The organism is Pseudomonas sp. UTLPPB19802 (genome assembly GCF_059730225.1).
Map to the genome: position 1 here is coordinate 4,484,926 of NZ_AP048545.1, position 24,673 is coordinate 4,509,598.

General features: G+C 67.1%; 5 protein-coding genes. All 5 read right to left on the bottom strand.

What is annotated here, in order from left to right; genetic code table 11:
* Positions 1-22: 22 nt before the first annotated feature.
* From AC6I6U_RS19445 to AC6I6U_RS19465, 5 genes are read right to left on the bottom strand one after another with little or no spacing between them, the layout of a single operon-like run.
* Complete coding sequence (locus AC6I6U_RS19445) at positions 23-217, bottom strand: MbtH family protein (RefSeq protein WP_497877648.1); 195 nt, start codon at positions 215-217, stop codon at positions 23-25.
* On the bottom strand, positions 207-947 hold the full coding sequence (locus AC6I6U_RS19450) for a hypothetical protein (protein ID WP_497877649.1): 741 nt from the start codon (positions 945-947) through the stop codon (positions 207-209). Before AC6I6U_RS19450 ends, AC6I6U_RS19445 begins: the two co-directional genes overlap by 11 nt.
* Entirely contained in the window at positions 937-10,086 is a 9,150-nt protein-coding gene (locus AC6I6U_RS19455; RefSeq protein ID WP_497877650.1) for an amino acid adenylation domain-containing protein, read from the bottom strand. The genes AC6I6U_RS19450 and AC6I6U_RS19455 overlap by 11 nt, the downstream gene beginning before the upstream one ends.
* Complete coding sequence (locus AC6I6U_RS19460) at positions 10,083-14,228, bottom strand: non-ribosomal peptide synthetase (RefSeq protein ID WP_497877651.1); 4,146 nt, start codon at positions 14,226-14,228, stop codon at positions 10,083-10,085. The genes AC6I6U_RS19455 and AC6I6U_RS19460 overlap by 4 nt, the downstream gene beginning before the upstream one ends.
* Positions 14,225-24,631, bottom strand: coding sequence for a non-ribosomal peptide synthetase (locus tag AC6I6U_RS19465; protein ID WP_497877652.1), 10,407 nt, complete (start codon positions 24,629-24,631; stop codon positions 14,225-14,227). The genes AC6I6U_RS19460 and AC6I6U_RS19465 overlap by 4 nt, the downstream gene beginning before the upstream one ends.
* Positions 24,632-24,673 lie beyond the last annotated feature (42 nt).

Here is a 24,673-nt window from a genome sequence, read left to right on the forward strand (position 1 = left end):
CGCCAAAACGCCAGGCCAGCCGTCAGTTCCTGGCTTCACGCAGCGAGCGCGGACGCATATCGGTCCAATGCTCGTCGATGTACTTCAGGCAGGCCTGGCGCTCGCCCCCGGTACCGGTGGCAATCCAGCCGATGGCCATGTCCTTGCCCTGTGGCCAGATGGAATACTGGCCCTGGTGATTGATCACGACGTCGAACATTTCCGCTTCATTGTTCATGCTGTTCTCCAGAGAAATAATCACGTGCGACCGGGGCCGCCTCGATCAGGCAACGACTCAGCCCTTCGGCCAGTCTTCGCAACACTTGCCGCTGTGCTTCAGGTGCCGGGGCCTCGCGACCGGCTAGAACCAGCGCACAGATTCTCGTCGCGCCGGCACAGATTCCGCTGTAGACCCGTACATCATTGTCGGCATAGGCGCCGGACGCGATCCGTGCATAGGCCCGGCTGTTGGCATCGGCGAACGCCGTGGCATTGGCATCGGTACTGAGTTGGGCATAGTAGTCGGCATAGCCCTGTGCATCCCCGAAGTGCTCGGCGATCATGGCCGTATTGGCCGGCGCCGTGGCGTAGACCATGGCGATCTCATGGGCCCGTGCATAGCCGCTGGCGTAGGGAAAGGCCTGGCGGTACAAGGCCGGCAATATCGGCTTGAACGCCGCCAGCCATTCGCCACGCCGACCGTTGAGCCCCAGGGCCGCGCGGCGATGCAACTGCTGCAGCAGCGCCAGGTCCGCCGCGCCGGGCCCCTCGATGTGCGCTTCAAGCAATACTGGCAGGACCGTATCGGCCTGCCAGGCATGCATCAGGCGAAACGGTGGCGGCCCGCCAAACCCGGCCAGGGCCGCCTGCAACTCGTTGCTCCAGCGCAGCGCCCAGTCTTCGGGTTGGCCAGCGAGCAGCACCGGAACCAGTTCCTGCAGCCAGTCCGCGTTCTGTTCATGATGCATGCACACCTCCCTGGCTGATCGCTTCCCCGATCAGCCGCGCCCAGTGACCGGCGACGATGCCGTAGTGATCGGTGTCCAGCGCTTGCCAATCGCGCAACCGCGGCAACAGCGCCTGCCAGGCCGTCTTGAGTCGCTCCGCCGGCCAGTCGCGACCGACGCCATAGGGGTTGGCCTGGGTGGCAACGAACAACCACGCCTGGGTGTCCGGCAAAACCGGCGGCGTGAACACGCCCATGCTCGCCATGTTGTGCTGGCAACAGGTGGTCAGGCGTTGCAGGTAGCCCTGCATGTCCTCGGACAGCCCCTGCCCGGCCGCTTGCGGCCAGCGCTGGGAGAACTCGCGCTGGAACACTTGTTCGATATGCCGCTCGTCCATGCGCGCGAGCTCCGCACCAGCGTCCGGTGCCGGCGGATCGATCAGGTACAGCAGCGGTTGTGCCAGGCCCGCCAGCCGCGCCTCGGCGCACATGGCCTGGGCGACCCAGGCACCGAACGACCAGCCTGCCAGGTGCCAGTTGAAGGAATGGCACGGCAACCGGGCCTGCAACGCCTGCAGGTAATGGGCGGCCCGCTGCTCGACGGTGACGGCTGGCAACTGTGGATGCTGCAGCAGCGGATCGGCGATCACGCACACGCCCAACGTGTCAGGCAGCGCCGCCACCAACTCCCGGTAGGCCTGCACGTCGCCACCCACCGGGTGCACCAGGCACAACCAGTCACGACCGGCGCCAGTATTCCAGACATCCAGTTGCACCGCCTGCGCCCATCCGTCGACCGGCGCCTTGCCGGCGTCGCCGTCGCCGATCAGCGCAAGCACCTCGTGTAGGCTGACCTTGGGGCTGAACTGCGACAGCTGCAGGCCAACGCCAAGCCGCGACTGGACCTCGTCGATCAGGTCGAGCAGGGTCAGGGAATCCGCGCCCAGCTCGTACAGCGAGTCCTGGTCGTCCAGTTCGTCGACACCGAGCCATTGGCACAGGCACTCGCGCAGATGCACGGCCGGGTCCGGCGCAGCGGCAACCGAAGGCGTGTCCGTCACCACGACCGCTGGGTGCCGCCGCGGATAGAAGCGGCGCGAAGCCTCTATCGACGTGGTCGACACCAGGCACTGCGGCAACTGCAGTGCCAGGGCGAGGTCGAACACCTGTCTGCCCTCTTCGACCGACAAGCCGACCGCCAGGTGTCGCTGATGGGCTTCGTCAGCGCTGCTCACGGCGGTGGCCATGCCACGCTCGCGCCAGATGTCCCAGTTGAGGCTCATGCGCACGCACTGGCGGGTGGCATCCGACCGATACTGGGCAAAACCGTCCAGCACCCCGTTGGCCGCGGCATAGTCCAGGTGACCAGCGCCACCGAGCAACGCCGACATCGACGAACAGTACAGCACGAACCCCGGCGACAAACGTGCGATCAGCGCCTCGACTGCCAGCATGCCGAGGGTCTTGGCCGCCATGGCGGTGTCCATCTGCCGGGCATCGCGGTGACGAATCAGGCTGCCGGCACCGACGCCTGCGGCATGGATGACCCCCGCCAGATCACCGTAGCGCTGTGCCAACTGCTCGACAATGGCCGGCCAGCGTGCCAGGTCGGCGATATCGCCCTGCAGCGTATCGACCCGCTCGCGGTAGCCGACCAGGTTCGGCGGCAACTCTCCACGGCGCGAGAGCACCACCACCCGGCGCCCTGGCGCCTGCAACAGATGCTCGCAGAGGCTGCTGCCAATGCCGCCATTGCCGCCCAGCACCAGGAAAGTACCGGTCGGCGGCAACAGTGGCGAGGCCGGCAGTGACGCCGCCGGCGGGCTGGGAACCAGCCGAGGCTGCCAGAGATAATCGCCACGGATCGCCAGGCGTCGCGGCAACGCCTCCGGGTCCGCCAGCAGCACCGCCAGCGCGGTCGCCTGGCTCGGCCATTGCGCGCTCGGCAGGTCCAGCCAGTGCACCCGCAAAGGATATTCCTGGGGCGCCACCTCACAGGCTCCGGCCAGGGCGCCCAGCTCCGGTCGACGAATCTCGCCGTCGACCGCACAGGCCTGCGCGGACAGCAGCCACAGCCGCAGCTTCAGCGAACCGGCGAGTTCGCCCCAGGCCTGGAGCAAGGCACTGGGGGTATCAAGGCAGGCCCACTGGGCGGCGGCCAGGCTCTGTTCGTTCACCGCGCCGCCGACCGACAGCGGCAAGGCGTGCAGCCAATCCAGCTCGCTCACACCCGATTCGCCCAGCTCGGCCAGCAAGGTCGAGAGCGCCTGGACGTCAACCGGGTCCAGTTCGAAGCGATCTCTACCCAGGCGGCGCAAGCCATTGCCGGCACGCACCTCGACGACACGTTGATAGACGTTGCCCAGTGCCTCCAGCAAGCCACCATCGAGTGCCTCGGCAGCGCACACCACCAGGGTGCCCCGTTGCCCTGTGGCAGGCCCGGCGTGCAAGCGGCGGACTCGCGTCCACTGGCGCTGGTAGAACCAGTCTGGCAAGGCATTGCGGGCGGACGCCGGGGCGACGTCGACAGGCATGGCCGGGCGCGCTGTCGCCGGCTGGAAGCGACAGGTCTCAAGGTCGAAGGCCGATGGCGGCAGATCCCAGGGCGGCGGTGCCGAGCGCTTCGGCCAGGCGATCCTGGCGCCGTCATACCAGGCCTGGAGGATTTGCTCCGGCGTCGCCTCATCGACCGGCCAGGTGCGGGTCGACAGCGGCACTTCGCGAATCAGCGCCTCATCCACCTGCCAGCTCTCGCCCACCTCCAGCCGCACGCCATAACGCCAGCGCTGCTGGCGACGCCCCGATTGGAGGAAGCGCAACAGCGCGTCGTGCTGCTGCGGAAACGCATCGCGATACGCCTTGATCGCTGCAATGTTGCGCACAAGCGCACTGCGGCTGTGGGCGCTGACCACCAGGCAACTGGCGGCCATGGCCGGCGTCGGCGACGTCGGACCAGCCGCGACGATCACATGGGCATTGGTGCCGCCAATACCGAAACTGCTCACGCCGGCCACGCGCCTACACCCCTTCGGCCAGGCCCGAGGTTGCGTCGGGATGTAGAACGGCGTGTGCTCCAGGTCGATCTGCGGGTTGACCCGGTTGAACCCCAGGTTTGCCGGTACCACGCCGTGATACACCGCCAGGGTGGCACGGATCAGCCCGACCACCCCGGCCGCCGCGCCCAGGTGGCCGACCTGGCTCTTGACCGAGGCCAGCGCGCAGTGGCCGGCGGGGGCCGCGCCAAAGGCCTTGGCCAGGGCCGCCACTTCGATCGGATCGCCCAGCAGTGTACCGGTGCCATGGGCCTCGACATAACCGATATCGGCACCACGCAGGCCGGCCTTGCCGAGCGCCTCGCCGATCACCGCGCTCTGGCCGGCCACCGAGGGCGCGGTGTAGCTCATCTTGTCGTGGCCGTCGTTGTTCAGCGCCGAGGCCTCAATGACCCCGTAGATCCGGTCGCCATCACGCTGCGCCTGGACCAGCGGCTTGAGCACCACCACTCCATAGCCACTGGCACCCAGCGTTCCGCTGGCGTCGTCGCTGAACGGCCGGCAACGGCCATCACGGGAAAAAATGTGCTGCGGCCGATAACGGTAGCCGTCGGTCAGGGTCGGGTCCATCAGCACCCCGGCGGCCAGCATCACATCGGCATCGCCCTGGCGCAGCATGGCGCACGCCAGGTGCACGCCGATCAGCGAGCTGCCGCAGGCCGCCTGCACGCTCATGGCCGGCCCGCCGAGGTTGAGGTGGTAGGCGGCCTTTGTCGCGAGAAAGTCCTTGTCGTGGTGCAGGGCCATCTGGAAGCTGTCCGGCAATTCGCTGTCGCCGGCCTGGCGCAGCAGTTGCTGGAAATAGGTGGTTTCGCCGCAACTGGCGAGCAGGCCGATCCGTGGCCCGTCTGCCGAAGGTACCAGCGCCGCGTGCTCCAGCGCCTGGACGCAGGCCATCAGCAGGTGACGTTGCTGCGGGTCCATCAACCGCGCTTCCTGGCGACTGATGCCGAAATACTCGGGGTCGAAGTCAAACATCCCATCGAGTTGGCTACGGGCACCAACCAGCCCCTCTTCGGCGTCGAAGTGTTCGATACCCAACTCGCCCGCCTGCACCATCGACCAGAACGCGCGCAGGTCCGGCGCCCCGGCGACGTTCACCGCCATGCCGATGATCGCCATGGCCGAATGGCCATTGTCGCCACCGCGCAGTTGCCGCTCCGGCGCAGCTGGAGCGTTGGCCAGGTGGGCGGCCAGACGGCGGATGCTGACCTGTTCGAACAGATCGGCCATGCTCACCTTGAGGTCGGTCTCCTGGTTGTAGCGGGCATGCAGGCGCATCAGCCCAAGGCTGGTGGCGCCGGCCTCGAAGAAGGTCTGGTCGAGCCCGATCGGTCGGCCGATCACTGCTTCGAACAGCTCACGCAGACGCTGTTGCAGCGGGTTGGCCGGTTCCTCGGGTTCGACGCTGCCCTGGCTTGCCAACCGTTCGCCCTGCCCCTGCAACGCCTTGCGATCGACCTTGCCACTGGGCGTGCGCGGCCACTGGGCGATCTGCCAATAGCCGTCGATGCGCACCTGGGCCGGCAGCTCGCGAGCCAGTCGGCGGTCCAGTTCCTCCGGCGTGGGTGGCATGCCATTCAATTGCAGATAGGCGTCGAGTCTTGCCGATTCGGCTTGCAGGACGACGACGGCGCCGCTCACTTGCGGTATCTGCATCAAGGCCGACTCGATCTGGCCAAGCTCAAGACGATGACCGCTCAACTTGACCTGCTGGTCGTTACGCCCCAGGTAATGCAGGTAACCCTGGGCATCGACCCGGGCCAGGTCGCCGGTGCGATAGAACAGCCGTGTGGCCCCCGTGCTGTCCGGCAGTTCGACGAAACGGCTGGCGTTGAGCGCCGCATCGCCCAGGTAGCAGCGGGCGACCATCGGCCCCGCCACCAACAGGTAACCGCTGGCTCCGGCGGGCAGTGGACGGTCCTGCTCATCCACCAGCAACAGGCAGGCATTGCTCACCGCCCGGCCGATCGAGGCGCGCAACGGCCAGTCCCGTGGCCCGCCCGCCAGGCGCAGGCCGCACACCACATGGGTTTCGGTCGGTCCATAGTGGTTGAACAGGCTGGCCTGGGGCATGCCGGCGAACCATTCGCGCAGGGTGTCGGTGCAAAGCAGTTGTTCCCCAGCCGTCACCACCTCGCGCAACTGCGTTGGGAAAATCCCCCGGTTCACGGCGGTTTCGGCCAGGTGCTGCAAGGCCACGCAGGGCATGAACAGACGCTCGATGTCCGCCTGCAGCAGGTAGTCCAGCAGCGCCGGTGCATCCTGGCGCCAGGCCGGAACGATCAGGTGGTAGCAACCGCCACCGCACAGGGTGCTGAAAATCTCCTGGAACGACACGTCGAACGACAACATGGAAAATTGCAGGGTCCGCGCCCGCGCGGCAAGGCCGCCCTCGCCCCGCTGCCAGTGCAGCAGGTTGCACAGGGTTCGGTCCGAGACCTGGACACCCTTGGGGATACCGGTCGAGCCGGAGGTAAAGAGCATGTACAGCGGCCGTTCACCCTGGTGCGGCAGGCGCTTGAATGGCCGTTGCGGCGCATCGAGTACCAGCCGGTGGCGTGTGATCGACTGCTCGCCCAGACGTTCCAGGGCGGCCTCGGTGCTGTCGCTGAACAGCAGGCAATGGGCCCGGGATTGGCTCATGACCTGGCGCAGCACTGTTTGCGGGTAGGCCGGATCGAGCGGTACAGCGGTGAGGTTGAGCTTGGCCAGGGCCAACAAGGCGACGATGTGTTCCACCGAGGTATCGAGGAACAGCAACACCGGGCCAACCTCGCCGTCCGCCAGCGGCAGACGCGCGCCATTGTCGAGCGTGGCCGCCAGGGTGTCGGCCAGTTCGTTCAGACGCCGGTAGCTCAACCGACGCTCGCCGGCCACCAGCGCGCTGGCCTCCGGCGTGCAACGCGCCTGGTGTTCGAACCAGTCGGCCAGGGTGGTGAATGGCGGCGATGTGAGTTCGCCCTGACTGGCCGGCGCCAGGCTGCGACGGTACGGTAGCAGCAGTCGATCAAGCGGGTTGCCCGGCGCCTGCAGCAGCATGTCCAGGCCGCCACGGAACAATTGGGCTGCCGCCTCGACCTGCTGCTGGTCGAAATGATCGCACTGGTATTCCCACCAGGCCGCAAGGCCCTCCGGATTATCCACCAGGGACAGGGTCAGCGCGCACTTGGCCTGCACCGGGCCGGTGAATTCGAGCCGGGCCGGCAACCGATCAAGCTTGGCGAAGTCGGTGTTTTCCAGCACGAACATGAAGTCGAACAGGCTCTGGTTGCCGGATAGGCGCAAGTCTTCAACCACATCCGCCAATGCCACGTCCTGCCATGCCAGCACCTGGCGAACCCGCTCGGTCTGCCTACGCAGCGATTCATCCAGTGCAAGTTGGCCGTTGAGATCCGTCGGGATCAGCACGGTATTGGCGAACATGCCCACCGCATTCTCGAACTCGCCCAGTGGCCGATTGGACACCGGGCTGGCGATGCGCGGCCGTGACAGGCCGGTCAACGCGTGCAGGCTCCAGGCAAACACGCTGAACAGCACTTCGAAACGGGTCAGTCGCTGCTGCGCGCAGAAACGTTCGAGCGCCGTGCACTGCGCCGGCGCAAGCATCTGCCGATATTGCCGGGCCTTGGCACCGCTGTCGCGACGGGGTGGAACCAGGGCCGGCGAAGCGGCCGGCTGCTCACGGTAGAACTGCGCCAGGGCACGACGCTGCTGGCGATAGTATGGGGCAACACTCCATTGTCCCTGCCACTGGCCGAACTCCAGCGGTGTCAGTTGCCCTACCGGTTTCGGCAGCTCGTTACCCAGCCGGTTGGCCTCGTAGAGCGCTAGCAGATCGTCGAACAGCAGGTTCAACGACCAACCGTCCACCACGCTATGGTGCAGGTGCAACAGCAAGCGGGCGCTGCCATCGGCGAATGGCAACAGCCAGGACTGGAACAGCGTCGCCGTGCCCAGGTCGAACGGCGTGGCGAACACCAGCGCGGCGAAGGCCTGCCAGTTGTCCTCCGTGTACTGCCCCAGGGCCAGGCGCTGGCAGGTCGTGCCCTGTTCAGCGACCAGTTGGTCGAGGCCATCCGGCCCGGAGACGAAACGCGTGCGCAACGCGGCATGGCGTTCGACCAGTTGCCCCAGCGCCATGCCCAGCGCGTCCAGGTCCGCCCCGCCTGGCAGATGCAAGACCAGCGGCACATTGTAGGCAGTCGATTCCGGCTCGCGTTGCTGCAGCAGCCACAGCCGGCGTTGTTCGGCGGTGGCCGGCAGGCGCCAGGCGCTACTCGGCGCGGGAGCCGGCGGATACGTGGCAGCAGACGACTGCGGAGCAGCCAGGCTGACGGCCAGCCCGGCGAAATTCTCGCCAAGCAACTGCGCCATGCCCAGCTCCACCTGCCATTGCTGGCGAATGGCCGAGCGTAGCCGCAGGGCCTTGAGCGAGTCGCCGCCACTGCCCAGCCAGTCATCCCCGGCACCGAGCTGCGGCTGGCCGAGCAAGGTCCGCACCTGCCCCAGCAGCCAGGACAGCTCGGCGCCCTCCTCGCCATCGACCGGCAGCCCAACGAGGGATGTTGCCCGCCATGGCTGGCGGTCCTGCTCCAGCAAGTTGGCACGGTCGACCTTGCCATTGGCGGTCAAGGGCAGCCGATCGAGCAGGAACAGATGGTGCGGGCGCATGTACGCCGGCAACTGCGCCTGCAGATAGGCATCGAAGCCGGCATGTTCCAACTGGCCCCGAGGCACGATAAAGGCCAGCAACTGATGGTCCTCGGCAGCCTGGCGGCGCGTGCAGACATAAGCCTGGGCCACGCCGGGATATTCCAGGAGCCGCTGTTCGACCTCACCCGGCTCGATACGGAACCCGCGCACCTTGACCTGGCGATCGGCCCGACCAATGTACTCGACCAGGCCTGATTCGTTCTCCCGGACCAGGTCGCCGGTACGGTAATGGCGTCGCAGTTGACCGTCGTCATCGGACAGCATCAGAAAGCAGCGCGCGGTTTCCTCCGGACGTTGACGGTAGCCACGGGCTACCCCGCTGCCGCTCAGATACAACTCGCCCACCGTGCCCGCTGCCACCGGCCGTTGCCGCTCATCGAGAATGCGCACCCCGGTATCGGGCAAGGCGCGCCCGATCGGCACCGAGTGGCCGGTGAAGTCACGGGCGATCGGCTGGCACAGGGCGAACGTGGTGCACTCGGTCGGGCCGTAGACGTTGAAGATCCGACAGGCGCTGTCCGGGTTGGCCCGGTACCAGTCGCGCACGGCCACGGCGCTGATCTGCTCGCCGCCGATCAGCACCTGGCGCAGGCTGGCAAAGCAGCGCGGGTATTCCTGGGCCAGGGTGTTGAACAGCGACACGGTCATGAACAGCGTGTCGACCCGTTGCGTCTCCAGCACCTGCGCCAACCGTCGGGCATCGAGCAGGTCGTCGTCGGCAACGATCACGCAGGTGCCGCCGTTGAGCAGTGGCGCCCAGATTTCGAAACTGATGGCGTCGAAAGCCGGATTGGCCAGGCAGGCAAAGCGGTCACCGGGGCGGATATCGATGTAGCCGCCCGGCTGCACCAGGCGCATCACGCCCCGCTCGCCGACCTCGACGGCCTTGGGTATGCCGGTCGAGCCCGAGGTATAGAACAGGAAACTCACCTCGGCCGGCTCGCAGGCCAGGGCCAGTTCGCTCGGCGCCGTAGACGCCAGTAGCGTCGCGATTTCGGCCTGCCACAGGCTGCCCGATGGTTCGATGAGTGCGTCGTCCACCAGCAGGCCGATGCAGCCGCTGTCTTCGAGCATCTGCGCCTGGCGTGCCCTGGGGCTGGCCCGGTCCAGCGGTACCACCACGGCGCCGACCTTGAGGGCGCCGATAATCGCCGCCAGCCAGCGCCAGGAGCGCGGCATGTACAACGCCAGCGACTGGCCCGGACACACGCCACGGGCCAGCAGCCCATGGGCAATACGCTCGCTGGCAGCAGCCAGTTCGCTGTAGCTGAGTCGGACCTGACGGTCGATCACCGCCACGGCCTCGGGCGTTGCCCTCGCTTGCCCGGCAAACCGAACCAGCAGGGTTGGCGATGGGGTAAGACAAGTTGTTTGCTGAACGTTGTCCATCATGCCTCCTGCGCCAGTGAGCGGATTGGCGAAGTCGCGACCATATCGAAACGCCGCAGCTCCTGCTCCAGGGTCTTGGCGACACGCTTCAACTCGACGGTTTCGAGCATGTCCCAGTGACCGCCATTGACCAGTTTCGCCAGGTAGCCATCCCCCGCGCGGCGTCGCCAGAAGCCGCGCAGGCCGTGGAGTTGGGCCCGATCGAAGCCCTCCCGGGCCTGGATCAGCACCACCCGCCCGGCCTTGGGCGCGCAGGCATAATCGGCCACGGCCATGCGGTTATGGTTGTAGATCTGGAAATAACGCTCGACCTGGGCATCATCGATACCCGGGTACATGCCGTTGAAACGCACCAGCTTGTCGCGGAACTCGGCCATGTCCACCGGCGCCATCTGCTGGCGGTAGGCGGCATTGTCCGAACCCTGGGTGTCGAGCAGCACCACGGTGACCTGGCGATAGCCTGCCGCGGCCAGGCGCCGGGCCATTTCATAGGCCACCAGCCCGCCGAACGACAGCCCGGTGAGGATCAACGGTTGGTCCAGCAGCGGTTCGATCAGCCGCAGGTAGGCGGCAGCCATCGCCTCCACCGTGGGCTCGGTGGCCTCGCCGGGGTTGAGTCCCGGCGACTGCACGCCATAGACCCCCACCGTTTCGTCGAGAACCTTGGCCAGCGACAGGTAGCAGAACGCCGTGCCGCCAGCCGGATGAATGCACACCACGTTGCGCCGGCCAGCGCCCTGGCGGAACTCGATCAGGCTGCCTTGCCCGGCGGCCGGCCCGGCGCCGGAACGGATCCAGCCACCCAGGGCCTCGATGGTCGGATGGCCGATCACCACGCGGATCGGCAGTTCGATGCCGAATACCTCGCGGACCTGATGCGCCAGCTTGATCGCGGCGATGGACGTGCCACCGACACTGAAGAAGTTGTCGCGAATGCCGATCTGCGGCGCCAGCAACAGGCCTTTCCAGATCTGGTACAGCGCCAGCTCGATATGGTCGCGCGGGCTCGACAGGTTGACCTGGCGATTGGCAAGGTCGTGGTCGGCCATGACCCGTAGCGCATCGCGGTCGATCTTGCCGTTGGCCGTCAGCGGCAGTTCCTGCAGCCACAGGTAGGCACTGGGCAGCACCTGCGCCGGCAAGGTCAGCGCCAGATGGTCGTGCACCGCCGCTTCCTCGGGCCTGGCGGCTACGACGAAGCTGCAACAGGCCACCAGGCGCTGGTTCTGCGCGCTGTCGCCGATCATCAGCACCACCGCACGGCGCACGCCGGGAAAAGCTTCCAGGCGCGCCTCGATCTCGCCGAGTTCCACCCGCACGCCACGCAGCTTGACCTGGAAATCGTTGCGTCCGAGGAACTCCAACTGCCCATCGGCGCGATAACGCGCCAGGTCACCGCTGCGGTACAGACGCTCGCCGGGCACGAACGGGCTATCGATGAAGCGTTCCGCGGTCAGGGCTTCCAGGCCCAGGTAGCCACGGGCCACGCCGACGCCGCCGATATGCAGATGACCACTGACACCCACCGGCACCGGGGCATCGTGTTCATCGAGGACGTACAGTCGATTGCCGGCAATCGGCCGGCCGATGGGCAACTGCCGCGCCGGCACTTCGGCACCAGGCTGCAAGGTCCAGATGCTGTTGATCACCGTGGTCTCGGTGGGGCCGTAGACGTTGTGCAGGCGTGCATTGGGCAGCACCTCCTGGAAACGCCGGGCAATCGCCGGGGTCAGCTCGCCGCCGCCGCAGAACACGTTGCGCAGGTCCCGGCACTGGTCGACATCATCGACCTCAAGGAACAGTTGCAACATCGCCGGCACGAACACCAGCGCGCCGATCCGCTGCTCGCGCACGGTGCGCGCCAGGTAGGCCGGTTCCAGGTGACCACCGGGACGGGCCAGCACCAGGCGCCCGCCCATGGCCAGCGGCCAGAGCAATTCCCAGGCCGAGGCGTCGAAGCCGAACGGGATCTTCTGCAGCATGCTCGCCTGCTGGCCATCGCCACAGATCTGCTGGCACCACGACAACAGGTTGCCCAGACCTCGGTGGGCGACCATCGCGCCCTTGGGCAGCCCGGTGGTGCCCGAGGTGTAGATCACATAGGCCAGGTGTTCGGGGGTCAGGCCAATCGCTTGCGGGTCCGGATCAGCCACAGGCCGTCCTGCCCATTGCGGCGCATCTGTCTCCAGATCCAGCACCGGCAGCTCGTAGTGCGCAATCCCCTGGGCATCGCGCAACAACTGCCGCGTCGCACCGTGGATCAGCGCCACGCGCGGCCCGCTGTCGGCCAGCATATGACCCAGGCGGCCGACCGGATAGGTCGGGTCCAGCGGCACATAGGCGCCGCCGGCCTTGAACACCGCGAGGATCGCCACCGGCAGCTCCAGCGAGCGCTCCAGGCACACCGCCACCCTTACGTCAGGCCCGACGCCAAGGCTGCGCAGGTGATGGGCCAGGCGATTGGCCCGCAGGTTCAGGTCGGCGTAGCTCAGTTGCGCGCCCTCGAAGATCACCGCGCAAGCGTCCGGTGTGGCCGCCGCACGAGCCTCGATCAGCCGATGGACACAGCCGGCTTCATGGTCCAGCGGCGCACTGCGATTCCAGTCGACGAGGATCTGCTCGCGCTCGGCCTCGGTCAGCAGTTGCAGCGTGCTGATCGGTTGCTTGGCGTCAGCCGCAACCTGTTCGAGCAATTGCCGGTAATGGCCGCTCAGGCGCTCGATGGTGCTCGCATCGAACAGGTCGGTGTTGTATTCGACCACCAGTTGCAGGCCCTCGGCCTGCTCCACCAGTTCGAAGGCCAGGTCGAACTTGGCGGTGGCGCTGCTGGTGCCGAAGGACGCCAGGCTCAGGCCGGGCATCTCGACCGCAGCACCCGGCGTGTTCTGCAACACCAGCATCACCTGGAACAGCGGCGAATAGGCGGTATCGCGCTCGGGGTTGACCACCTCGACCACCCGTTCGAACGGCACGTCCTGGTGGGCATGGACTTCGAGCATGCGGGCACGGACTTCACGTAGCAGCTCAGCGAAGGTCCATTGCGGTTGCAACGGGTTGCGGATCACCAGGGTATTGACGAAATGGCCGATCAGCGGCTCGAGTTCGGCCTGTCCACGGTTGGCGAACGGCGTACCGATGCACACCTCCTGCTGGCCGCTGTGACGCCGGAGCAGCACTGCCAGCGCCGCCAGCAGCACGTTGAACAACGAGCCCTGGGTCTGCCGCGCCAGGTCCTGCAGTTCCCGCAGGGTCCGGCCATCGATACGACTGGCCAGGGTCGCGCCGGCATAACGCTGCACCCGTGGCCGGGGGCGATCGGTGGGCAGCGTCAGCAATGGCGGCGCATCGGCCAGGGTCCGACGCCAGTAGTCGAGCTGCTCCTGCAGCGCCGCGCCGCCCAGGCGCTGCTGTTGCCAGCAGGCATAGTCGGCGTACTGCACCGGCAGTGGCGCCAGGCTCGACGGCTCGCCCCTGAGATAGTCGCCGTAGAGGGTCAGCACTTCGCGCAGGACGATACCCATCGACCAGCCATCGGCGATGATGTGATGCAGGTTGTACAGCCACAGGTGTTCCTCGTCCGCCAGTTGCAGCAGGGAGGTGCGCAGCAGCGGGCCCTGGCCCAGATCAAACGGTGCCCGGGCGTCCTCGGTTACCCGCACCTGCGCCGCCGACTCGCGTTCGACGACCGGCAGGTGGCGCAAGTCGGTGACCAACAATCGCAACGGGCGGTGTTCGTGGATGACCTGGCACGGTTCACCGTTATCGTCGGAGAAGGTGGTGCGCAGCACTTCGTGACGGCGCAGCAGCTCGTTCAGCGCCCGCTCCAGCACGGCAACCTCCAGCCGGCCCTTGATCACCAGCGCATTGGGGATGTTGTAGAACGGGTTGCCCGGCTCCAGCTGGTCGAGAAACCACAGTTGTCGCTGGGAAAACGACAGTGGCAGCGGCGTCGTGTCGACTGCCCGCGGGCTGATGCCCGCCGTGCCGGTCAAGCGCCCGATCAGCGCCTGCTTGTGCTGTTTCAGCGCCTGCAGCAGGTCTTCGTTGAGAAAGCCCTTGGGCGCCTTGCAGCGCAGCTTGTCGCCATCGACTTCCAATGCCACGCCATGACGGTCGAAAAAGGCCAGCAACTGATCGGCATTCATATCTCAATCTCCTCCATGTCGCTGTCGTCATCCGTGTGTGTGCGGGTGAATGCCTCCACCTCGCTGCTACGCTGCTCGTCCTCGGCCCGCAGGCCGCCGACCATCGAGTAGACCAGCTGATGGCTGGTGCCCAGGTCGAACAGCGCCGGCAGCGCCTGTTCGTCGATCGAGCCCATGCCGCACAGGCCCAGGCCATGGTCGGCCGCGGTCATGGTCAGCAACTGGGCCATGGCCCCGGCCTCGATATGGCAGAAGTCCCGGCTGCGCTCGCCATAGAGCGGCCGGATCGCCGCCATGTCGGCGATGAGGAACAGCGAGAACGCGGCGTTCTCGAAGACCGGCCGATTGACGAAGTAGTCGTAGGTGTCCGGATCGAGGGCCTGCTCGCCGATCGCCAGCAACCGGTGACGGATCGGGTCGTAGTAGAACGCCCCGCCGGGCACGCCCTCGACCCGTTGCGGCTTGATGTACAGGTAGGCCTGCAACGGATAGAGGCCGCCGGCCGAAGGGAACTGGTACTTCACCTCACCGTCCAGTTGGCCGCGCGACAGCCCGGCCAGCCAGTGGGCAAATGCCTCGGTCGCAATGGCCTGCTGGTCATACCGGCGTACGGAACGGCAATCACGGAACCGCTGGGCGAAGCCGCTCTCCGACGGCAAGTCCAGGGCCACCGCCGGCAACGGCTGGGCAAAACGGCGACGACCACGCTCGTCGGCCTTGAACTGCTGGCGCAGTTGCGGATCCTCGATGACCTCCTCGGCCACCGCCGCCGCTTGCTGCACGCGGCCGGCCGGCGCCTGGGTCGCCAGGTTGCGGCGATACAGTTCCAGCAGGTTGGTCAGGGTCGGCTGGGCCAGCAGTTGCGCCAGGTGCGGACGGAACTGCAACTCGGCGGCCAGCGCGTTGCTGATCCGCACGATATCGATGGAGGTGGCGCCCAGGCTGAGCAGGTTGGCGTTGCCGGCAATCGTCTCGCGCTTGAGCAGTTGCTGGACGATTGCCACCAGACGCTGCTCCCGAGGCCCCTCGGGTGTCAGCGACGGACCTGAATCCGCGTCTTCCCGGGGTTGCGGCAAACGGCTCTTGTCGACCTTGCCGTTGGCCGAGAGCGGCCAGGCCTCGAGGAACGTGAAGGACGTCGGCACCATGTAGGCCGGCAGCTTGTCCGCCAGGTACAGGGCAAAATCAGCGGACTGCATTTGTTCGTCGCTCCTGATGACATAGGCCGCCAGGCGCTTTTCCCCCAACTGCTCGCCAAGAATTCGCACCACCGCGCTCTGCACGCCGGGATGGCGGTTGAGCACGGCTTCGATTTCGCCCAGTTCGATGCGGTAGCCCTGGACCTTGACCTGATTGTCTTCGCGCCCAAGGAATTCGATGTTGCCGTCGGGCAGCAGGCGCCCCAGGTCGCCGGTGCGGTAGAGCCGCTCGCCGGTCACAGGGTGAGCGAAGAAGCTGCCAGCGCTCAGTTTTTCGTCGCGCCAGTAGCCCTTCGCCAGGCCGATACCGCCGATGTACAACTGGCCGGGTACCCAGGCCGGGCGCTGCTGCAGTGCCTCGTCGAGGACATGGAAGCTCTGCCGGTCCAGGGCCTTGCCATAGGGAATGCTGCGCCAGCCGGGGTCGACCTGGCCGATCGGGTAGCAGATCGACCAGATCGAGGCTTCGGTCGCCCCGCCCAGGCTGAACAGCTCGATGGCCGGCTGCAAGGCGCGGGCGCGGCCCGGCAGGTTCAGCGGGATCCAGTCGCCGGACAGCATCGCCAGGCGCAGGCAGGCCGGCAGCTCGCCGCCCTGCTGCTCGACCGACTCCAACAGCAGCCCGAGCAGCGCCGGCACCGAGTTCCACAGGCTGACACGATGGCGCTCGATCAATTCCCGCCAGTGCAGCGGGTCGAGCGCCAGCCGTGGTTCGAGCAGCACCACCGCCGCGCCGACAGCGAGCGTGCCAAAGAAGTCATAGACCGACAGGTCGAAACTCAGCGACGAGATCGCCAGCACCCGATCCCGTGGGCCGACGGCAAAGCGCCGGTTGATGTCCAGCAAGGTGTTCACCGCCCCCCGGTGGTCGATCACCACGCCCTTGGGCAGCCCGGTCGAGCCGGAGGTATAGATGACGTAGGCCAGGTCGTCGGGGCCCGACTCAACCGCTTGCAGGGTCGCCTCGCCGGTGTCCGTGGCCGCGCTCACGGTGATGACCTCGACCAGCGTCGCCCAGTCGTCGTCCGGCCTCAGGCTCGGTTGGCCGAGCAGCAAACGCGTTTCGGCACGCTCCAGGATATGCCGTACCCGTTGCGCCGGCAGCGCCGGGTCGACCGGCAGATAGGCGCCGCCGGCATACAGGATCGCCAGGGTCGCCACCAGTTGTTCCCAGCCGCGCTCCATCATCACCGCGACCAGTTGATTGGGCCGCACACCCCGTCCCTGCAACTGTGCCGCGAGCTGACGGGCTTCGGCACGCAGTTGCTGGTAGCTCAGTTGCCGGCCCGGCGCGATCAGGGCCACAGCGTCCGGGGTCGCCAGGGCCTGGCGCTCGAACAGCTCGTGCATCAGCAACGAGCCTTGCGGATACGCCGGTGCGGCAGGCAGGCGGGCCTGCGGCAACAACCCCGGCGTACTCGCGGCCCAGGCCGACGGCTCCAGCAGGCGATCGAGCAGACCGTTGTAGGCGGCGAACATCTGCTCGACCAATCCCTCGGGGAACAACTCGTCGATGCTGTCCCAGTTGAACAGCAGGCGCCCCTCCAGCTCCAGCAGGGTATGGTCGATCCACACCTGCGGGGTCTGGGTGATGCTGTGCACGTTCTGCGCCTGCAGGGCTTCGGCCAGGTTGTACTCGGCCTGCTGCGTCGCCGCTTCGGACAAGGTGCTGTTGAACACGATCGGGATCGCCGTCTGCTGCGCCCCACGGGCCTGGGACAGCTCGCGTAGCACACGCACGCCGCTGACCAGCGCATGGTCGATGTCCTGCCAGAGCTGCTGCTGGATCGCCCGCGCCTGCTCGGTAAAACCACGGTTACCGTCGATCTGCACCTCCAACAGCACCAGCGAGGTGAAGTCACCGATGATCGAGTCGACATCCGGGTGCAACGGCAGGCGGTTGAACAGCGGCAGGCTGAGGGTGAAGCGCGGCTGGCGGCTCCACAGCGCAAGCACTTCGCTGAAGGCGGTGAGCAGCACTACCGACGGGGTCACGCCGAACTGCTTGGCCAGGGCCTTGATCCGGCTCCAGTGCTCGACCGACAACTGCCGGTCGCGACGGGTGAAGTGTGGCGTGGCAATGCTCTGCGGCTGGCACACCAGCGGCAGGTCCGGTGCCGGCGCCAGGTGCGTGACCCGCTCGCGCCAGTAGGCCAGTGCCCGCTCGTAGCGTACGCCGCTGCGCAACTGGTGCTCGGCGAGGACATAGTCGCGGAAGTTCAGCCCCGCCGCCGGCAATGTCCGTTGCGGTTCCAGGTAGAAGCCCATCAGTTCGCGGGCGAGGATCTGGCTGCTGGCGGCGTCGACGATCAACGCATCGAGGCTGATATGCAGGTGGCTGATGCCGTCGTCGAGCAGGGTCAGGCTGAATTCGAACAACGGCCAGCGGCTGGCGTCCAGCACCTGGTGGGACAAGCGTTGGCGATTGCTGTCCAGGGCCTGTTGCGCCGCCTCGCGATCCAGGCCGCGCAGGTCGATCTGCGGCATGCAATACGTCGGGACCTGCTCCAGCACCTGCTGGGTGCCGTCATCGAGGAAGACCACCCGCAACATGTCATGGCGTTCGATCATCCGGTTCAATGCCCGTTCGAAACGCGAGATATCGAAATCGCGGATGCGCAGTTCCTCATAACCATGGGCACTGACGCCCCCCAGGCTGACCGTGGACTGGCGGCCAAACCAGTAGGCCTGCTGGATATCGGTCAGGGGGAACGGCTGGTAGCGGCTGGCCGGATCCGGCTCGATCACCGCGAAGGCCGGTTCGCTGCGGATCTGCTCGTCACGGCTGGCCCGGATCGCGGCAACCAGTTCGCCCGGTGTCGGGGTCTTGAACAGGCTGCTCAGGGACAGTTGTGCGGCCATGCGCTGGTTGATCGCGTAGACCAGCCGCGTGGCCAGCAGGGAATGGCCGCCGAGTTCGAAGAAGTTGTCCCGCAGGCCGACCCGTTCGCACCTGAGCACGTCGGCCCAGATCGCGGTCAATTGGATCTCGTCGGCATCCTGGGGCGCCACGTAGTCACTGCCAGACGCCCGCTCCGGCGCTGGCAGTGCACGACGGTCAAGCTTGCCGTTGCGGGTCAGTGGAAGGTTTTCCAGGGCTACCCAGGCGCTGGGCACCATGTGCTCCGGCAGATGGCGGCGCAGTGCCTCGCGCAGCGTTTCGACTGGCGCCGGGCCGACGACATAGGCGACCAGTTGCTTGTCTCCCGGTGCATCCTCGCGCAGCAGCACGGCGGCTTCGAGTACCCCCGGCTGTTGCTGCAGCAGGCTGTCGATTTCCCCCAGTTCGACGCGGAACCCGCGCAGCTTGACCTGCTGGTCGATGCGCCCCAGGTACTGCAGGTTGCCGTCGGCCAGCCAGCGGACCTGATCGCCGCTGCGGTACATGCGCGCTCCCGGCTCGGGGCTGAAGGGATCGGGCAGGAAGCGCTCGGCGGTCAGTCGAGGCTGGTTCAGGTAGCCGCGCGCCAGGCAGTCACCGGCGATGTACAACTCCCCCGCGACACCGGCAGGCACCTGGTTCAGCGCCTCGTCGAGGACATACAACCGGGCGTTGTTGATCGGCCGGCCAATCGGCGGCGCCTCCGGCCAGTCGGCGGCCTCGGCGCAGGCCAGGCTGAACTGGCTGACCACATGGGTTTCGGTCGGGCCGTACTGGTTGTACAGGTGCGTGCCGTCCAGTCCCCGGATAAAGCTGCGCAACTCGTCATTGATCCGCAGCGCCTCGCCAGCGGTGACGATATCGCAACCGCTGGACAGTTCTGGCGCATCGGCCGGCGTGAGGCTGGCGACCTGCTGCAACACCGCGAATGGCAGGAACGCGCGCTGCACGCCGCTGGCCACCAGGGTTGGCCGTAGCGTGGCGAGATCCTTGCGCCCTTCCTCGTCCATCAGCACCAGGCAGCCGCCCTGGCAGAGGGTGCTGAAGATTTCCTGGAACGAGACGTCGAAGTTCAGCGAGGCGAATTGCAGCACCCGCTGTGGCGCCGGGGCTCCAGCTGCGGCATCGAGCAGTTGCCAGTCGATCAGGTTGTCCAGGGCCCGGAAGGTATGCGCGACGCCCTTGGGCCGGCCACTGGAGCCGGAGGTGTAGAGCACGTAGGCCAGGTTGTCCGGTTTCACCGCGACATCGGGGTTGCTGTCTGGTTGTCCGGCCCAGCGTGGCGGGTCGGTGTCCAGGCAGTACAGCGGCAGTGGGTTGACGCTGGCGGGCAGTCTGTCCCGCAGGCTCGAGTGGGTCAGCAACAGGCTGGGCACCGCGTCGTCGAACATGTAGGCCAGGCGTTCGGCCGGATACGCCGGGTCGAACGGCACGTAGGCGGCGCCAGCCTTGAGAATCGCCAGCAGGCCGATGACCATCTGCGGCGAACGCTCCAGGCTCAGGCCGACCCGGTCCTCGGGACCAATGCCCTGCCCGCGCAGGAAATGCGCCAGGCGGTTGGCCGCGGTATTCAGCTCGGCATAGTCATGCTGCCGGTCGGCATGGACCAGTGCCACCGCCTGCGGCGTGCGTTGCACCTGGGCCTCGAAACGAGCCAGGAAACCGCCCTGCGCAACCCGCTCAGTGCCGCTGCGACTCCATTCGTGCAACTGCCGATGTTCTTTGGCATCCAGCAAGTCGAGGCTGGCGAGCGGTTGCTCGCTGTCGGCAGCCATTTGTGCCAGAGCCCGGTGCAGGTATTCGCCGAAGCGGGCAACCGTCGCCGCCTCGAACAGCCCCGAGGCGTATTCCAGGCCACCGACGATCTGCCCGTCGCGCTCGCCGAGGGCCAGTTGCAGGTCGAACTTGGCAACGTGCTGGCGACTGTCCAGCGACTCGACGACCAGGCCGGGCAGCGCCAGTGCACCCTGCTGCCCCTGCTCCCAGGCGAACAGCACCTGGAACAGCGGGCTGTAGGCCAGGCTGCGCGGCGGGTTGAGCAACTCCACCACTTGTTCGAACGGCAGGTCCTGGTGTTCCTGGGCCTGCAACGCCACGTGGCGGGTCTGTTGCAGCCACTGGCTGACAGTAGGGTTGCCGTCCACCTTCAGGCGCAGGGCCAGGGTGTTGACGAAGAAGCCGATCAGCGCCTCCAGTTCGCTGCTCGGGCGGTTGGCCGAAGGCACGCCGATCACCACGTCCGATTGCGCCGCCAGCCGCGAGAGCACAAGCCCCCAACCGGCCAGCAGGGTCATGAACAGCGTCGTGCCCTGGCGTCGGCTCAAGTCCTTGAGTTGTTGGGTCAGTTCCTCGTCGAGCACCAGCGGCACCACGCCGCCACGGTAATCCTGCACGGCCGGGCGCTTGTGGTCGGCCGGCAGTTCCAGCAGTACGGGCGCCTCGGCCAGGGTTTCACGCCAGTACTGGCCCTGGCGCTCCAGCACCTCGCCGGTCAGCCATTGGCGTTGCCAGGCCGAGTAGTCGACGTAGTGCACGGCCAATGCCGGCAACGGATCGTCACGATCCTCCAGCGCGGCGGCGTACAACTGGCCGAGTTCGCGAGTCAGCACGCCCATCGACCAGCCATCGGAGACGATGTGGTGCAAGGTCAACAGCAGCAGGTGTTCGTCATCGGCCAGGCGCACCAGGGCCGCACGAATCAGCGGTCCCTGCTCCAGGTCGAAGGCACGGGCACCCGCCTCGTCGACCCGTCGCTCGACCTCGGTGTCGGCAGAGACGTCCAGTCGCTCGAGTTTCAGGCCCTGCCCTGGCCCGTCGATCACTTGCCGCGGCTCGCCTTCGATACTGACGAAGCGGGTCCGCAAGGCTTCGTGCCGTGCCACCAGTTGGTTCAGGCTGCGCTCCAGCGCCGGCACCTGCAGTTGGCCGCGCAAGCGCAGGTTCAACGGCATGTGGTAGGCCGCGCTGCCGCCGTCCATTTGCGCCAGGAACCACAGGCGCTGCTGGGCAAACGACAACGTTTGCGCGCTGCCCCGCTCGACGCGCACGATCGGCGCCCGGCGGCTCTCCCGCGCGCCTTCCAGGCTCTGGGCGAACTGTTTCAGTTGCGGGGTGGCGAACAGCGCCGAGGCCGCCACCTCGCGATCGAACTGGCGACGAATCCGCGCGGTCACCTGCATCACCAGCAGCGAGTGACCACCCAAGGCAAAGAAATTGTCGTCGCGCCCTACCCGCTCGACGCCCAGCACTTCGCTCCAGATTCGCGCCAGGACGGTTTCCAGCTCGCCTTGCGGGGCGACATAGTGGCGCTGGTCGAAGGCCGCGGCGTCCGGTGCCGGCAAGGCGCCACGGTCGAGCTTGCCGTTGGCGGTCAACGGCAACGCCTCAAGGCGCACGAAAGCACTCGGCAGCATGTAGTCCGGCAGGTTCAGCGCCAACTGTTCGCGTAAGGTGCCGGGGCTGAGGGTGCCGCCTTCGGCCTCGACGTAGTAGGCGACCAGCCCGGGCTGCCCGGCAGCGTCGTTGCGCAGCAGGACCAGGGCGTCGCGGATTCCCGCCACGTCGAGCAGGCGGGCTTCGATTTCACCCAGCTCCAGGCGCAGGCCACGGAGCTTGGCCTGGGCGTCGTTACGGCCGAGGAACTCCAGGTTGCCGTCGGCGCGATAACGCGCCAGGTCGCCCGTGCGATACAGGCGATCTCCGGCCACGAACGGGTTGTCAATGAAACGCTCGGCCGTCAGTTGGGGCTGGTTCAGGTAGCCGCGAGCAACACCGACACCACCGATATGCAGCTCACCGGCCACGCCAGGCGGCACCGGTGCGCCCAGGGGATCGAGCAGGTAGATACGGCTGTTGGCCAGCGGCCGGCCAATCGGCAGGCCGGCGTCGGCCGCTGGCTGGACCGGCAGTTCGAAACAGGCGCTGTCGATGCTGGCCTCGGTCACGCCATAGGCATGGATGATCCGCACCGCTTCGCCGCAGAGCTGGCGCAACTGGCGGGCGCTGTGGGCGCTCCAGGTGTCCGAGCCGCACACCACGGTGTCGAGGAACGCCAGTTCCTGGCCGGACTCCTCGACCCAGGCCAGCAGCGGATTGAGAACCGCCGGAACGAAGTCGGCGAAATCGATCCGTGCCGTCTGCAGCAAACGGTACAGCGCCGGAGGGTCCATCAGCGCCTGGCGTGGGCACAGCACCAGCTCGCCACCGAAACACAGGGCGCGGATCAGGTCGGCGGTGAACACGTCGAAGGAAAACCCGGCCATCTGCAGGTGACGCAGGCCGGGGCGCAATGCGTAGAGCTTTTCCCAGGCGGCGCTGACCGCCAGCAGGCCGCGATGCTCGACCATCACGCCCTTGGGCTGGCCGGTGGAGCCCGAGGTGTAGATCACGTAGGCCAGGTGACGCGGCGTCAGGCCCAGCGCCTGTGGGTCGAGGTCCTGTTCCGGGTGCGCGGCCCAGTGATGCGCATCCTGTTGCAGGTCGAGCAGCACCGGTCGCGCCGCCAGTCCGTCGAGGGCGGCCAGCAATGCCTGGCGGGCCGGGCCGTGGCTCAAGACCACCGACGGTGCGCTGTCGAGCAGCATGTGCCGCAGCCGCGCCTGCGGATAGCCGGGATCCAGCGGTACATAGGCACCGCCGGCCTTGAGTACCGCGAGCACCGCCAGCGGCATGTCCTGGGTACGCTCCAGGCAAAGGCCCACGCGCACCTCCGGACCGACGCCCTGGGCCCGCAGTTCATGGGCCAGGCGATTGGCCCGGGCATTGAGCTCGCCATAACTTAGGCTCTCGTCACCCCAGCGTACGGCAATGGCCTGGGGATCGCGCCGGACCTGGGCTTCGAACCGTTGATGCAGGCAGCTCCTGGTGTCGAAGGGCTGTTCGCTGCCGTTCCACTGCTGCACCAGGCTGTCACGCTCGGCAGCGCCGAGCAGCGACAATGCCGCAACCGGCTGCTGTGGCTGGGCCACCATGCCTTCGAGGACCTGGCGCAGGTAGCCAGCAAACCGCGCGACCGTGGCCGCGTCGAACAAGGCGCTGGCGTACTCCAGGCCGCCGACGATGCGACCATCCTGCTCGGCCAGTACCAGGGTCAGGTCGAACTTGGCCGCCTGATGGCTGCTGCGCAGTGGCTGGCTGTCCAGGCCGGCCAGTTGCAACGAACCCGGCTCGGTGTTTTCCCAAGCGAACATCACCTGGAACAGTGGGCTGTAGGCCTGGCTGCGCGGCGGGTTGAGCCGTTCCACCACCTGCTCGAACGGCAGGTCCTGGTGTTCCTGGGCACCCAACGCCACGGCGCGGACCTGCTCCAGCAACTGGACCGTGGTCGGCGAATCGGCCAGCGACAGGCGCAGCACCAGCGTATTGACGAAAAAGCCGATCAGCCCCTCGGTTTCCCGACGGGTGCGGTTCGCCACCGGGGTGCCGACCAGGATGTCGTCCTGGCCCGACAGGCGCGCCAACAGCACCGCCCAGGCGGCCAGCAGGGTCATGAACAGCGTGGTGCCATGGCGCAGGCCCAGGGCCTTGAGCTGCCCGGTCAGGGCCTCATCCAGTTGCAGCGGCTCGAAACCGCCCTGGTACTGCTGCAGCGCCGGGCGTGGACGATCGCCGGGCAACTCCAGCAGGGCCGGTGCCCCGGCCAGGGTGTCGCGCCAATAGTCGCCGTGGCCGGCCTGCTCGGCGAGCCAGCCATGTTGCCATTGCGCGTAGTCGGCGTACTGCAACGGCAGCGCCGGCAACGGGTCGTCCAGGCCTTGGCGAAAGGCACCGTACAGCTCGCCCAGTTCACGGGTGAGCACCGCCATCGACCAACCGTCGCAGATGATGTGGTGCAGGGTCAGCAGCAGAACATGTTCCTGCTCGCCGAGGATCAGCAGGCGCCCGCGAAACAGCGGCCCCTGCTGCAGATCGAAGGAGGTCCCCGCCTCTTCGTCCGCCAGGCCAGCTACCTGCGCCTGGGCGTCAGGCTGGCTGGCGAGGTCGTGAATCTGCCAGGAAAAGCCACGGCCAGCGTCGGCGACCCGCTGGAGCACCTCGTCGTTCTCGACGGAAAACGTCGTGCGCAGCGACTCGTGGCGAGCCACCAGGCCATCCAGCGCCCGTTTCAGCGCCGAGCGGTCGAGGGCGCCGCGAAGATGCAAGCCGAACGGCACGTGGTAGGCATCGCCCCCTCCGGCCAACTGGGCGAGGAACCACAGCCGCTGCTGCGCAAAGGAGGCCCGCAGCGGCGTGTCGCCCCGTGCTGCCGGCGTGATTTTCGGCCGTTTGTGCAAGGCGGCGAACTGCGCCGGCGTCATATCACGCAACGAGGTTTTGTCGAACATGAGAGGCTTCCATCCATGACTGCATTATTTTTGTGGGGATCC

Bases quoted from the DNA above. Each gene is read 5' to 3' on its own strand.
- AC6I6U_RS19445 (WP_497877648.1), bottom strand. From the start codon at position 217: ATGAACAATGAAGCGGAAATGTTCGACGTCGTGATCAATCACCAGGGC.
- AC6I6U_RS19450 (WP_497877649.1), bottom strand. From the start codon at position 947: ATGCATCATGAACAGAACGCGGACTGGCTGCAGGAACTGGTTCCGGTG.
- AC6I6U_RS19455 (WP_497877650.1), bottom strand. From the start codon at position 10,086: ATGATGGACAACGTTCAGCAAACAACTTGTCTTACCCCATCGCCAACC.
- AC6I6U_RS19460 (WP_497877651.1), bottom strand. From the start codon at position 14,228: ATGAATGCCGATCAGTTGCTGGCCTTTTTCGACCGTCATGGCGTGGCA.
- AC6I6U_RS19465 (WP_497877652.1), bottom strand. From the start codon at position 24,631: ATGTTCGACAAAACCTCGTTGCGTGATATGACGCCGGCGCAGTTCGCC.